The 13,558-nt window shown below is 40.1% G+C and carries 13 protein-coding genes and 1 pseudogene; 13 read left to right on the forward strand and 1 reads right to left on the reverse strand.

Going from position 1 to position 13,558, the window contains the following annotated elements:
• The first annotated feature begins 124 nt into the window (after positions 1-124).
• Positions 125-1,492, forward strand: a complete 1,368-nt coding sequence (locus AY606_RS13980; RefSeq protein WP_067869958.1) for an MFS transporter — start codon at positions 125-127, stop codon at positions 1,490-1,492.
• Between the two features lie 546 nt (positions 1,493-2,038).
• Here AY606_RS13980 and AY606_RS13985 read toward each other — a convergent pair.
• Entirely contained in the window at positions 2,039-3,247 is a 1,209-nt protein-coding gene (locus tag AY606_RS13985) for a multidrug effflux MFS transporter (protein ID WP_067869961.1), read from the reverse strand.
• A gap of 295 nt (positions 3,248-3,542) precedes the next feature.
• Between AY606_RS13985 and AY606_RS13990 the strand changes: the two genes are divergently transcribed.
• The 12 genes and pseudogenes from AY606_RS13990 to AY606_RS14040 all read left to right on the forward strand — a co-directional run bounded on the left by AY606_RS13990 (position 3,543) and on the right by AY606_RS14040 (position 13,550).
• On the forward strand, positions 3,543-5,252 hold the full coding sequence (locus tag AY606_RS13990) for an FAD-dependent monooxygenase (protein ID WP_067869964.1): 1,710 nt from the start codon (positions 3,543-3,545) through the stop codon (positions 5,250-5,252).
• The gene (locus AY606_RS13995) at positions 5,249-5,434 is read left to right on the forward strand and encodes a hypothetical protein (protein WP_067869968.1); all 186 of its coding nucleotides are present in this window, start codon (positions 5,249-5,251) and stop codon (positions 5,432-5,434) included. The genes AY606_RS13990 and AY606_RS13995 overlap by 4 nt, the downstream gene beginning before the upstream one ends.
• 184 nt (positions 5,435-5,618) lie before the next feature.
• Positions 5,619-6,935 carry a fumarylacetoacetase gene (fahA, locus tag AY606_RS14000; RefSeq protein ID WP_067869971.1) on the forward strand — a complete coding sequence of 439 codons (1,317 nt, stop codon included), beginning with the start codon at positions 5,619-5,621 and terminating at the stop codon, positions 6,933-6,935.
• The gene (gene maiA / locus AY606_RS14005) at positions 6,922-7,572 is read left to right on the forward strand and encodes a maleylacetoacetate isomerase (RefSeq protein WP_067869974.1); all 651 of its coding nucleotides are present in this window, start codon (positions 6,922-6,924) and stop codon (positions 7,570-7,572) included. Before fahA ends, maiA begins: the two co-directional genes overlap by 14 nt.
• A 21-nt stretch (positions 7,573-7,593) precedes the next feature.
• Complete coding sequence (locus AY606_RS14010) at positions 7,594-8,169, forward strand: VOC family protein (RefSeq protein WP_067869978.1); 576 nt, start codon at positions 7,594-7,596, stop codon at positions 8,167-8,169.
• A gap of 16 nt (positions 8,170-8,185) precedes the next feature.
• A complete protein-coding gene (locus tag AY606_RS14015) occupies positions 8,186-8,887 on the forward strand; it encodes a CoA transferase subunit A (RefSeq protein WP_067869981.1) in 702 nt (233 codons plus the stop codon).
• Between the two features lie 3 nt (positions 8,888-8,890).
• Positions 8,891-9,538 carry a CoA transferase subunit B gene (locus AY606_RS14020; RefSeq protein WP_067869984.1) on the forward strand — a complete coding sequence of 216 codons (648 nt, stop codon included), beginning with the start codon at positions 8,891-8,893 and terminating at the stop codon, positions 9,536-9,538.
• A 160-nt stretch (positions 9,539-9,698) separates the two neighbouring features.
• Positions 9,699-10,088: pseudogene (locus tag AY606_RS16705) on the forward strand (DDE-type integrase/transposase/recombinase); the annotation flags it as partial.
• 684 nt (positions 10,089-10,772) lie between these two features.
• Entirely contained in the window at positions 10,773-10,988 is a 216-nt protein-coding gene (locus AY606_RS14025) for a cold-shock protein (protein WP_067869987.1), read from the forward strand.
• Between the two features lie 107 nt (positions 10,989-11,095).
• Positions 11,096-11,323 (forward strand): hypothetical protein, encoded by a 228-nt coding sequence (locus tag AY606_RS14030; RefSeq protein WP_067870083.1) that lies wholly within the window; start codon positions 11,096-11,098, stop codon positions 11,321-11,323.
• Positions 11,324-11,401: 78 nt separating this feature from the next.
• A complete protein-coding gene (locus tag AY606_RS14035) occupies positions 11,402-11,599 on the forward strand; it encodes a hypothetical protein (protein ID WP_067869990.1) in 198 nt (65 codons plus the stop codon).
• Positions 11,600-11,882: 283 nt separating this feature from the next.
• Positions 11,883-13,550 (forward strand): ShlB/FhaC/HecB family hemolysin secretion/activation protein, encoded by a 1,668-nt coding sequence (locus tag AY606_RS14040; protein ID WP_067869993.1) that lies wholly within the window; start codon positions 11,883-11,885, stop codon positions 13,548-13,550.
• Positions 13,551-13,558: the final 8 nt, after the last annotated feature.

The following is a 13,558-nucleotide window of genomic DNA, read 5'->3' on the forward strand; positions in this document are numbered from 1 at the left end:
AGGCAATGACTTTAAGGAAAATTCAATATTTATAATTTTCTTTGGAGTTGCTCTAAGTAAAGCAAGCTGAAGAACAAGGATGTGATTTCAGTCATAAAAAATCTAAAATTAAGTGAGAAGCAGGATGACTCAACATACAAATGGACGAATGGAAGTTCAAGATTTTATCGATAGCGTACCCGTCTCTAAGCTGCAAAAGATAATCATTATATTATGTTTTGTTGTTGCCGCACTGGATGGTTTTGATATTGCAGCAGTCGGGTTTATTGCTCCTGCATTAATTGCACAGTGGTCACTGACACCAGCCGATTTAGCCCCACTATTTTTATCAGGCGTCTTTGGTCTTATGCTGGGTTCTTTTGTATTTGGACCGTTAGCTGACAAATTTGGCCGTAAAAAAATTATCATCTGCAGTGTCATAATATTTAGTATTGGTACCTTAATCTCTGCATTTTCTCCAAATTTAACCGTATTAATTGTATTACGTTTTCTTACTGGTTTAGGTTTGGGGGGTGCTATGCCAAATGCGGTTACCATTACCTCAGAATATTGTCCCACCAAACGACGTTCTACTCTGGTAACTGTAATGTTCTGTGGCTATACCATTGGGGCAGCGATGGGGGGCTTATTGGCAGGTCAGCTTATTCAATTAATCGGTTGGCAAGGTATTTTAATGATTGGTGGTATTGCTCCTTTAATAGCATTGCCGTTTATCTATTATTTTATGCCAGAATCATTGCGTTTCATGGTGTTAAATAAATTTTCTAAAGAGAAAATTGATGCTGTTATCCAAAAAATGGCGCCTAAGGGGCAACCTATTCCAGAGTTGGTGGCAGCAGTAACCGAAAAACAAAATGTCAGCGTCCGTGAACTATTTAGTAAAGATTACATTGCGGGTACGTTATTATTTTGGTGTGCGTTTACCATGGGTTCAATTATCATTTACATGATCTCAAGTTGGATGCCAACGATTCTGAAAAATGAAGGCTTTAATATGCAAAGTGCCTCATGGATCACTTCGGCATTCCAAATTGGGGGTACAGTAGGTGCATTAATCATTGCCTACTTTATGGATAAATTAGGTCATAGCCGTACCTTAACCATATCTTATGTAATTGGGGCGATCTGTGTATTGGCATTGAGTGCGGGTGTAGCAAATTTAAATACACTGCTTATCGTACTTGGAATATTCGGGATTGGTGCAGGTATCAGTGGCTCGCACATTGGAATACATGTGTTCTGTTCAAGCTACTATCCAACACATTGTCGTTCTACAGGCGTAAGTTGGGCGGGTGGAGCAGGTCGTTTAGGGTCATTTATTGGTTCTGGCGCGGTAGGTTGGCTCATGGTATCTGGCTTATCAGGTGAACAAATTGTGAATTTATTAACGATTCCTGCATTCTTAGCTGCAATCTCAATGTTCTTAATCACTCGCTTGATGAAAAAAAGTAAGAAAATAGAAACAATGGATTTACAGAAAGCGAATGTTTAGATTCGGATAGATAAATCTCAGCGCTAGCCAGATAAAAAACCAGTGATGAAAATCGCTGGTTTTTTTTTTGACTTATTAATAACAGATTCTGGCCCTGTTGGGGGTAGTACTCATTTGATAATCTTATCGATAGTTTTAATATCAGAAATTTCATTTTATGAATAATATAAAGATAAATTATAAGGGCTGTTTATCCCCTACTGGATTTAATGGATCAAGCTGTTTAAAACTTGAGTGTGGGAATCAGTTATCCAAAGAGTTAAATGAATCATTTCCAACCAAAAGGAAGAGCGACAAGCACGAGTGTTCATTATTATTTACCTCATGTTTATATTTATCTGGTCGGGGAATATCAGAAAAAAATAAATAAATCATCAGGTTAATTTCAGTTAAAGAAGCTTATTAAAAAAAATGTCTTCTAGAGCAATCCATTTTTTATGGATCATGTGGCATAAAATAGGCAATCACCTAAGTCATAACTCAACAAATTTATTGCAAAAACCGAACTTATGATTTTGCCTGTCTTTTATGCAAAAATGTTTAGGGTTATTTTAATTCTACAAAAAATTGATGGTTATAAATTGCAAAATACATACTCGGCAGCCCGGTGACCAGCATGATAATACTCATGTTTTGTAATATGTTAAAAGGAAGCACGGATAAGAGTATAGTCATGATAAAACCACAGAAAAATTGTACGCCTCCCATAAGTGCGCTTGCTAAGCCGGCTTGTTTCACTTGATTTTGCATAACAATGGCCAGTGAGTTGGGTCCGGTAAGTCCTATACCGCCCACCAATAGAAATAAGCCTGAACAGATCAGATAGGGATTAATGAGATCAGACCATGCATTTATACTAATAATGAAGATACCGGATATTTGTATAAAGGCTCCCAGTATAAATAAATGGCTCACTGAAAAATAAGGAATTAAACGTTTATTGATGAAAGCAAACAGCATCAGACCCAAGGCATTCAGGCCAAATAGATAGGCAAATTGCTGTTCAGGTACTTTAAGAAAATTAATAAATAAATTTGAAGAAGCACCAATATAACAATATAACGCTCCATATAACATTGCGCCTGCAAACATGGGCACTGCGAAAGTATGATCTTTAAATAAACTTAAATAATTTCTGAATATTTGTCTGGCTGAAATATTCTGCCGATTTGACTGGAGGAGTGTTTCGTTAAAATAAAAATGTACCAGAACCAATGTCACCACCCCAATTGCAGTCAGGAGATAAAAAATACTTGACCAATGGAAGTACTGAATTAATAAAGCACCCAAAGCTGGAGCGAATATGGGTGCTAAGCCCATCGCAAGCAGCATGGTGGAAAAGACTTGTGCCGATTCTTTCATGTTGAGTCGATCACGAATGGCCGCTCTTACAATCACTACACCTGCACAACCACCGAAAGCTTGAAGTACTCTAAAAATGAGTAGAATAGTGTCATTGGGTGCTATGGCACAGCAAAGGCTGGCAACAATATAAACCGTTAAACCGAAGTAAAGAGGAGGTTTTCGTCCATATCGATCACTGAGAGGGCCATAAATCAACTGGCCAAATGCCAAGCCAAGAAAATAAGCGCCCAAGGTATTGGCAATCATTTGGGTACTGACCTGATATTCCTCAGCCATCATAGGTAATGCAGGCAAGTACATATCAGTTGATAAGGCACTAAATGCAGTAAGCAAGGTCAGTAAAAATACCCATCCGAGTGTATATGAGTTATTGGTGGAAGTTTGATTCATTTTTTTAGGCTACCTAAACATGTCTAAGTCATTTTTAATTAAAAATAAAATTAGTTTATAGATTTATAAATTTTCTCTAATGAACTTGAACAAATGAAAATTCATTTGCTGACCAAGCACTTTAAGCCCTATTTTATTATGCTATTTAATATCTATCAACCAGTTGTTTGGTTTTTAATATTGTATTATTCTTTAGGTTGATATCTTTAAGTCCAAGATCATAAATGGAAAGATAAGTTAAAAACTTATTCGCTTTAACTCAATAATCTTTTGAAAAAATTACAAGGAGTTCGACATGCATTTTCCGGAAACTCAAGCTAGAAAATCTCTCTACTATCGCTATGAGGTTTATCCCTATTTTCATAGTCATGAAGACACTGTAGCGGATGCGGATACGGTCACTGTTGTCGGTGCAGGTCCGATTGGGATGGCAAATGCGTTGTTATTGGCAAAACAGGGGGTCAACGTTATTTTACTGTCTTCAGAACAACAGCTGTCTGAAGGCAGTCGTGCATTAGTCTATACCAAGCGTTCTATGGAAATTTTACAGGCAGCCGGTGCTGCTGAACGTATTATGAGCAAAGCTTTACCTTGGACGCATGGTAATTCAATTTATAAGGGACAAGTGGCATTCCGCATGGCATCGCCTACTAATGAACATGATCAATTTGCACCCCTGAATAACTTGCAACAAAACTGGCTGGAGAGTTTTTTGCTCGACACCATTCAAGAACAAGACAATATTGAAGTGCGCTGGGGTAACAAAGTCGTTGCACATGAACAAGATCATGACAGCGTGACCTTGACTGTGCATACCCCTGAAGGGGAGTACAAACACATTTCAAATTGGGTCGTGGCTGCAGATGGTGGTCGTTCCCCCATTCGTGAAAGCATGAAGCTGTGGATGGAAGGTGCAAGCTACGAAGGTCGTTTTGTGATTGCAGATATTCGTATCAAACTGGATTATCCAACAGAGCGTCTTGCATTTTTTTCGCCAGACTGGAATCCGGGCAATACCATTTTAATGCACCGTGAACCAGATGATATCTGGCGTTTTGATTATCAGTTAGATCCTAATATTTCTCCTGAAGAAGCACTGAAACCTGAAAACTTGCATAAAGCGGTAAATGATCAATTAAAAATGATTGGCCAGGATCATCTTGACTGGGAAATGGACTGGAGTACGGTATATTCGGCACGTGCCTTAACGTTAGATAATTACGTGCATAACCGCATTATGTTTGTGGGTGATGCCGCGCATTTACTGCCAATTTTTGGTGTACGGGGTGCAAATACCGGTTTCCAAGATGCGCAAGACTTGTCATGGAAACTGGCTGCCGTGGTTAAAGGCTGGGCGCCTGAAAAATTACTTGAAAGCTATACTTTTGACCGTGTCGGTGCGGCACGTGAAATTATTGCTGAAGCAGGTAAATCAACACGCTTTATGGCGCCACCAACCGATGGCTTCCGTTTACTGCGTAATGCCGTACTGTCATTGTCACTTGAACATGAATTTGTTCGTCCCTTATATCACTGGCGTACTTCACGTCCACATGCTTACACCCATTCACCCTTGAACAGTCGCAATGATGACAATGCTCTCATGAATGAATTGACTGAAAACGGTGCGCTTATTCCCAACGTGAAATTTGCAGATGGCTCATTCTTATATGATTCAATCAGCGGCAAATTTTCGGCTGTGGTACTGACCAAAAATGGTCAAGTGCCTGCGGGTTTAATTGCTGAAATGACTGCATTGAAACAACAGCGCATTCCTGCACAAGTGATTGCACTGGCGATGGATGGTCAAGCGGTGATTGATGCAGATGTGACATTCGCCATTAATCCAGAAATTGCCAAAGAACGTTTCTTTGCCGATGCAGGTGCAATTTATTTGGTTCGTCCAGGTCACCATATTAATGGTCGTTGGCTGAGTTATCGTGAAAATGCGATTACTGAAACCTTAGATCAGTTTACCCAGGGCGCAGAAGGAGTAGCAGCATGAACTCAATTTCGATTAATGATTTAGAAAAAGTATATGACCAACTGGCGGAAAGCATTGATGCTATTCCACAGTCCAAGCGTGAATTGTTTTTAGTGAAACTGGCTTTACTCAGCGCCAATCAAATTAAAGATGGCGCTGTATTTGCTCAATTAATCAATCAGGCAAAAGTTTTTGAAGACTAAAATTCCTAAGTCTTTTCTTAGAATTTACTTGTTTTTTATGTATTGAATGAAATCAACAGACAAACTTGTAAGGTTGAAAATATATTCTTGCAAAGAAAATAGATATTAACCCGAAGTAATAAATTACGTTATGCATAATTAGATTACTTATTAAAATTAGTAATGATCAAATAGGAAGAGTCAGATGAAAAAAAAATTAGAATCATTTATTGAGGTCGCACAAGATTCGGATTTCCCCATCCAGAACTTACCTTTTGGTGTCTTTAGTGCATCAGCTGAAGGCGAGCGTCGTGTAGGTGTCGCATTGGGCGAATGGGTGGTCGATCTTGCTGCTCTTGAAGCCAATGGCTTCTTAAAAATCAATTCAGGTGAAACTTACTTCAATCAACCGACATTGAATAAGTTCATTGAATCCGGCAAAGCCAATTGGTCTAAAGTGCGTGCCGAACTGCAAGATATTTTATCTGCAGATAATTCAATCCTGCGTGACAATCAAAGCTTACGTCAGCATGCTTTCTTTAAACAGGCAGAAGTCACGCTGCATTTGCCGGTGCATGTTCCAGGCTACACCGATTTCTATTCATCGAAAGAACACGCGACCAATGTGGGCTGCATGTTCCGTGATCCTAAAAATGCACTTTTACCCAACTGGTCAGAACTTCCAGTCGGCTATAACGGTCGTGCCAGCTCGGTAATTGTGAGTGGTACCAATGTGGTACGTCCATCCGGCCAGATTAAACTTGCAAATAGTGAACGCCCTGTATTCTCGGCTTGTCGCAAACTCGATTTCGAACTTGAAACGGGTTTTATCGTAGGCAAAGCAAATCAATTGGGTGAACCGATCTCAATTGAAAATGCCTGGGAGCACATCTTCGGCATGGTGCTGTTCAATGACTGGTCGGCACGCGATTTGCAACAGTGGGAATATGTACCGCTGGGTCCTTTCAATGCAAAAACCTTTGCATCGTCAATCTCGCCATGGATTGTGACCATGGAAGCACTTGAGCCATTTAAAACCAGCTCACCTGTGCAAGAACCACAACCTCTGGCCTACTTGCGCGAAGACCATTCCAGCAACAGTTATGACATTAACCTATCTGTTGAAATTCAGGCAGAAGGTGCAGAACAAGCAGACGTGATCAGTCAAACCAACTTCAAATATATGTACTGGTCGATGTCTCAACAGTTAACCCATCACACCATTGCCGGCTGTAACGTCCAAGTCGGTGACTTGATGGGTTCAGGTACGATTTCTGGCCCTACACCTGACTCTTATGGTTCTTTACTGGAAATTAGCTGGAATGCGACTCAGCCGCTGACCCTTTCCAATGGCGAACAGCGCAGCTTTATCCAAGATGGCGACACACTGACCATGAAAGGCTACTGTGAAAAAGATGGCTTACGCATCGGTTTTGGTGAAGTGTCTGGCACCGTGCTGCCTGCGGTTGAATTTGACTTCGCTACCGATCCTGCCGAGGAGCAACTCAGTGAAACTGTATAGCTACTTTCGAAGTTCTGCGGCATACCGTGTACGCATTGCCTTGAACTTAAAAAGTCTGCAAGCCGAAGTGATCCCTGTGTATTTGCTTAAAAATGGCGGTGAGCAGCACAGCGCTGAATACCGTCTGATTAATCAAAGTGAACTTGTCCCTGCTTGGGTTGAAGATGCAAATGAAGGTGGTTTCACCCTGACCCAATCTTTAAGCATCTTGGAATACTTAGAAGAAAAGCACCCAGAAACAGCCTTATTGCCTCAGGACATTGAACAACGCGCCTTGATTCGTGCCTTTAGCCAAAGTATTGCCTGCGATATTCATCCACTGAATAACTTACGGGTCTTGCAATATTTATCCGGCACTTTAGCAGTATCGGATGAGCAAAAATCAGCTTGGTACAGGCATTGGGTTGAAACCTGTTTTTCCGGATTAGAAGCCCAGCTTAAAAATTCAAATGGCAAATTCTGCTTTGGCGAAACAGCCACTTTTGCAGATTGTTGCTTGGTGCCACAAGTGTATAACGCATTACGTTTCAATATTTATTTAGCAGCTTACCCAAAAATTGCCGCGATTTACCAGCACTGCAATACGCTCCCTGCATTCCAGAACGCCGCGCCTGAAGCGCAAGCCGATGCAGCTTAAATTTTAAATAAGGATATTGATATGGCGATTCAAATTGAAAAAATTCACCACGTGGCTTACCGCTGTAAAGATGCCAAGGAAACCGTGCAGTGGTACAAAAAAAATCTCAATATGGATTTTATTTTGGCCTTTGCTGAAGACTATGTTCCTTCAACCAAAGCTTTTGACCCCTACATGCATTTATTTTTAGATGCCGGTAATGGCAACGTTTTGGCCTTCTTTGAATTGCCGACCCAACCGGAAATGGGCCGTGATGAAAACACGCCAAAATGGGTACAGCACATTGCATTAAAAGTAAAAGACCGTGCAGCGCTGCTTGAAGCGAAAGAACATCTGGAAGCCAATGGCAATAATGTATTGGGCATCACCAATCACGGTATTTTCCATTCTATCTACTTTTTCGATCCAAATGGTCACCGTTTGGAATTGGCTTATGACGATGAAAAAGCACCGGCAAAAATCGCCATGATTACCGAAGAAATGAAATACGACATGCTGGAACAGTGGAGTAAGAATAAACGTGCCCCACACCACACCCATTTCTTGCATGCCGAAGAATTAGAAAACAATTCAGCTACCGCAAAACTTGATCACTGAGTTAAAGGATTAAAATGTGAATAAATTGGTTGTGAGTGCAGCACAAGCTTTAGAGGGGATTGTTGCTGATAATCAAACTTTAGCCGTAGGCGGTTTTGGCTTATGTGGCATTCCTGAAGCATTGATTGATGCATTAAAAGAAACGGGGGTGACAGGTTTAACCTGCATTTCCAACAATGCCGGTGTGGATGATTTTGGTTTGGGTAAATTGCTGCAAAGCAAGCAAATCAAAAAAATGATTTCATCCTATGTCGGTGAAAACAAGGAGTTTGAACGTCAGTATTTAAATGGTGAACTTGAAGTGGAATTGACGCCTCAAGGTACCCTGGCTGAAAAATTACGTTCTGGCGGTGCAGGCATCCCGGCTTTCTATACGCAAACGGGGGTCGGAACCCTGATTGCCGAAGGAAAAGAAAGCCGTTTTTTTGATGGCAAAGAATATATTTTGGAAAACACCCTGACTGCCGATGTGGCTTTGGTGAAAGCTTATAAAGCAGATAAAGCCGGCAATTTGGTGTTCCGTAAAACAGCACGCAACTTTAACCCTGAATGTGCGGTTGCGGGCAAGTTCACTGTGGTTGAAGTTGAACAGCTGGTGGAAATTGGCGAGATCGATCCGGATGATATCCATCTGCCCGGTATTTACGTCAACCGTATCGTTATCAATGCAACGCCTGAAAAGCGCATTGAACAAATGACCTTAAAGGGGGAGGCTTAAATCATGGCTTGGACACGCAACGAAATGGCACAGCGCGCTGCGCTCGAGCTTGAAGATGGCTTCTACGTGAATTTAGGCATTGGCTTGCCCACTTTGGTTGCCAACTATATTCCTGAAGGCATCAATGTCTGGTTACAGTCAGAAAATGGCCTACTCGGTATTGGTGAATTTCCAACTCAAGATACAGTCGATGCCGACCTGATTAATGCCGGCAAGCAAACGGTCACGGCTCGTCCCGGTGCTGCATTTTTTTCCAGTTCAGAATCCTTTGCCATGATCCGTGGCGGTCATGTCAATATTGCGATTTTAGGTGCCATGGAAGTATCTGAAACGGGTGATCTGGCCAACTGGATGATTCCAGGTAAAAAAGTCAAAGGCATGGGCGGTGCCATGGACCTGGTTGCTGGGGTACAAAAAGTCGTGGTGCTGATGGAACACAATGCCAAAGATGGCAGCCCGAAAATCGTGAATCAGTGTGCACTGCCTTTGACCGGTAAAGGTGTTGTACATCGTATTATCAGTGACTTGGGTGTGCTCGATATTAGCGTTGAAGGCGTCAAACTGGTCGAACTTGCTAAAAATGTCACTTTAGCGCAGATCAAAGCTGCTACAGGCGTCGAGCTGATTACCAATCCACGAGATGCTGCATAAATGTAGAACTCATGCATGGATCAAAGCAGCTTCGGCTGCTTTGATTGTATTTATACTGATGAAATAATGAGATACAACATGAAAAAAATTGTAATTGCTGCAGCCAGCCGTACCGCAATGGATAGTTTGCAATGTGGACTCTCCGCACTCACAGTGCCATATTACCTATATTCGTACTCATGAAGGATGGTTGTATCTTGCAGTTGTGATTGACCTGTTTTCACGTCTAGTTGTGGGTTGGTCTATGAAGTCAAGAATCACAACAGATCTAGTTCTAGAAACACTATTAATGGTCATATAGCAGAGAAAACCACAGAATAAAGTTCTGATCCACCCTGACCAGGGCAGCCAATACACTAGTTATGAATGGTAGACATTTCTCAAACATCATAATCTTGAAAGTAGTATGAGTCGTCACTTACGCAGTACACTGCTCATGTCATGATAATGTTGTATCTGAGAGCTTCTTTTCAGATACTAAATAAAGCGAGAGAGGATTAAGAAGAAAATATATACATCAAGAGCTGAAGCAAGATTAGATATCTTGAATATGATGGTTAGATGTGTCTAGAATTTTGGTGGCTATTCATTCTTTTGTCAGAGAAGTGCTTAGATAGTTGAAATTTTTAATAGAAATAGGGGATGATAGCCTCCATTTTTTACTTGGTACAAGAGACTTTATATTAGATGAAAAGAAATATTGTTTATTATTTTATCAATATAACTCAATAGAAAAAAACCGCCTGTTATGCGGTTTTTTTCTATTCGACTTAACTATTGAGCAATAAATAAAGTGGTTAAATTTGGAGGTGGATTGATTCTTTGCATATGGGAAAAAACCATCATTCCCGAAATTAAAAAAGCCAATATTGTTATTACAGAGCTATATAAACGCATTCATTACTTATCATATTTACTAGATCACCAGGGTAACCTTATCTTGTTACATTTACAATATATAGCTAATCTTATTGAAATAACTAAATTTTTACTAAACCACATCTTTTTATAAATAAAATAAATATATATATAAGAAAACTTGATATTTTATGTTTTTAGTGTATAGTTAATTTAACTAGAAAAAAGTCTTGTTTCGGTAAATCTTCTTTAAGTATCGCAGTTTTAGTCATAATCCTTCGTTTTTTCAGATTTTAAGTTTCATTCTTTATTATTTTCAAAGTTATATTCAGTCAATAAAATGGCTAAAAATTATTAAAAATCAGTAGGGTTTATTATGTCTAATTCAAATGTTGTTAAAGGTACTGTAAAGTGGTTCAACGAAACTAAAGGTTTCGGTTTTATCCAGCCAGAATCAGGTCCAGATGTTTTCGCTCACTTTAGCGAAATCGCCAGTTCAGGCTTCAAAACCTTAATGGAAGGTCAGCAAGTTGAATTCAGTGTTACTCAAGGTCAAAAAGGCCCAAATGCTGTAAATATTGTTGCTGTATAAGTAAGAATAAAGATTAAAAAAGCACTTAGATGTGCTTTTTTATGGTTCAAAATTTAATTTTAAAGTTGTTTTCCGTATTGGAAAAAGTATTAAAAACAGGATATAAATTGTTAAAAATAAATGATTTAATTGCTAAATCTAAAAATGGTACCGAAATTATAGTGTCTTTAATTCCCTTAAATAAAATGCAAAATACACGTCAGGGTTTTAAAAAAATTGAAGTAGGGAAAAAGGTTCTGCTTCAGTCTGGGGTTGAGGTTGATTTAAATTTAGATGGTCGTTCATTTTATACTTCTTTACATCAGCTTTTTAAGTTAAATCATAAAGTTATTTGAATAAAATTAGATAGATATGAAACATTTAATTTAACATCATCGCTTCATCATAATCATAATATTATTCAAGGTATATTCATGCTTAAACAAAGTATCAGCGTAAAAGATCAGTTTGGGATTAAACACTCTATTCAAGCGACAGTGGATCACCATTTTGCGAATACGCAATCTTATTCTAATGTGAAACATATTACAGTTGAGGGTGAAGATATTCGTCCGAGTTTTGAAATGTATTTTCAAAGTACCTTAAGTGGAAAAATTTTTAAAATTATCTAAATAAGCCAAATTCTGCTTAAGCCCCTGTCTCCTAATACTGATTATACCAAGGCAGATCATAAAACTTTTCTCAAGCTTCTTATCACTTCTACCCATAACTTTTCACTCCAGATAATACTCTTCTTGAATCAGTCACTTGCCATGCAGCTGCTAGGTGCTGTAACGCATACATAGATGCTATCCAAGCACTCAAGATAGAATTCATTAGTTAAGCTTAAAATTCTTTTAAGCTTAAGATTTTTTTAAAAAATTTAGCCATTTGGGTTATTCGCCCAGGGAAATTATGTTAAATCAAAAAGTATGGCCGCTCGCAATACTGGCATTGAGCCAAAGTGTATTAGCTGCCCAGCCACCCAGTGCTGGCAGCCAGTTGCAACAAATTCCAGCTTCACCTATTCCACAAAAACAACAACCCATAATTAGCCTTGTACCGAGTGAAACAGCAGCAACGCCCCAAACTGACAATGTCAAAATTAATGTTAAAAGCCTTCAAATTACTGGAATGCAGGCTTACTCTGAAGCTGAATTACTGAAACTCACCCACTTTAAACCCAATAGCGAACTCAGCCTGTCGGATCTGCGCGCAATGGCAGCCAGCATTGCGAACTACTACCATAATAATGGGTATTTTGTAGCACAAGCTTATTTACCCGCCCAAGATATTGAAAATGGCATCGTCACTCTAGCCGTGATCGAAGGTGAATACGGCAAAGTTATTGTGCGTAATCAGACCAATCTATCAAATGGCTTAGTGGCGAGTCAGCTTAAAGGCATTAATAGTGGGGATACGATTACCCATGCCCCACTTGAAAGTCGCCTGCTCTTGCTTTCTGATATTGCCGGTGTAAATGTCAGTTCAACCTTGGCACCGGGTGCAACGGCAGGAACGTCAGATTTAATTGTAGATGTAAGCCCGGCACCACGGATCAATGGCAGTATTGATGCAGATAACGCAGGCAATCGTTACACCGGTGAAAATCGGATTGGCGCGACAGTAAATGTGAACAATTTAGCCGGACAGGGTGACATTGCCTCATTACGTGTACTCACCTCGGGCAAAGGCTTAAATTATGCCAGAGCCGCCTATCAAATGCAGTTCGCTAAAGCCACCGCGGGTGTAGCTTATAGCTGGTTAGAGTACGAACTTGGCAAAGAGTTTAAAACTTTAGATGCCCATGGGAATGCAAAAATTGCCAGCATCTATGGCAGCTACCCATTAATGCGTTCACGCAATACTAATCTGTATGCCGATATTCTGTATGAAAATAAAATCCTACAGGATCGAATCGATGCTATCTCTATGGTGACCGATAAAAAGGTCAATGCACTGACTGCTGCTTTACGTGGTAACCATATAGATAATTTGGGTGGTGGTGGATTAAATAGCTATTCAATAGCTGCGACTTTTGGTGATCTTAATATCCAAACCCCGGCTGCCTACGCAGTTGACGAATCTACTGCACGTAGTGATGGTCATTATAATAAATTGGCACTCAGCGTCAATCGTCTGCAACGCGTGACCAATACTGTCTCGCTCTATGCTGGGTTGAATGGTCAGTTGGCATCAAAGAATCTTGATAACTCAGAAAAAATGGGATTGGGCGGCATGAATGCGGTGCGGGCTTATCCTGAAGGCGAAGCCTATGGTGATCAGGGCTATGTACTGACAGTGGAAGTCAGAAAAGATTTACCCCAATTTTCTGAGCAAATACCCGGTCAAATGCAATTGGTAGGCTTTGTTGATACTGGCCGCATCAATATTGATGAAACCACTTGGACAACTGGCGATAACACTAGAACGCTGAGTGGGGCAGGCGTTGGCATAAACTGGATGGATTACAATAATTTTGTGATGAAATTTGCTTACGCGCACAAGTTGGGCAGTGAAAAGGCAATATCTGCGCCTGACAAAAGCGGTCGTTTCTGGGTTCAGCTGGTCAAATACTTCTAAGTTCTTGC

Origin of the sequence: Acinetobacter sp. SFB (assembly GCF_001647545.1) — a bacterium.
In the GTDB taxonomy this organism is placed as follows: Bacteria; Pseudomonadota; Gammaproteobacteria; order Pseudomonadales; family Moraxellaceae; genus Acinetobacter.

Bases quoted from the DNA above. Each gene is read 5' to 3' on its own strand.
- AY606_RS13980 (WP_067869958.1), top strand. From the start codon at position 125: ATGACTCAACATACAAATGGACGAATGGAAGTTCAAGATTTTATCGAT.
- fahA (WP_067869971.1), top strand. From the start codon at position 5,619: ATGAAAAAAAAATTAGAATCATTTATTGAGGTCGCACAAGATTCGGAT.
- AY606_RS14010 (WP_067869978.1), top strand. From the start codon at position 7,594: ATGGCGATTCAAATTGAAAAAATTCACCACGTGGCTTACCGCTGTAAA.
- AY606_RS13995 (WP_067869968.1), top strand. From the start codon at position 5,249: ATGAACTCAATTTCGATTAATGATTTAGAAAAAGTATATGACCAACTG.
- AY606_RS13990 (WP_067869964.1), top strand. From the start codon at position 3,543: ATGCATTTTCCGGAAACTCAAGCTAGAAAATCTCTCTACTATCGCTAT.
- AY606_RS14025 (WP_067869987.1), top strand. From the start codon at position 10,773: ATGTCTAATTCAAATGTTGTTAAAGGTACTGTAAAGTGGTTCAACGAA.
- AY606_RS14035 (WP_067869990.1), top strand. From the start codon at position 11,402: ATGCTTAAACAAAGTATCAGCGTAAAAGATCAGTTTGGGATTAAACAC.
- AY606_RS13985 (WP_067869961.1), bottom strand. From the start codon at position 3,247: ATGAATCAAACTTCCACCAATAACTCATATACACTCGGATGGGTATTT.
- AY606_RS14020 (WP_067869984.1), top strand. From the start codon at position 8,891: ATGGCTTGGACACGCAACGAAATGGCACAGCGCGCTGCGCTCGAGCTT.
- AY606_RS14040 (WP_067869993.1), top strand. From the start codon at position 11,883: ATGTTAAATCAAAAAGTATGGCCGCTCGCAATACTGGCATTGAGCCAA.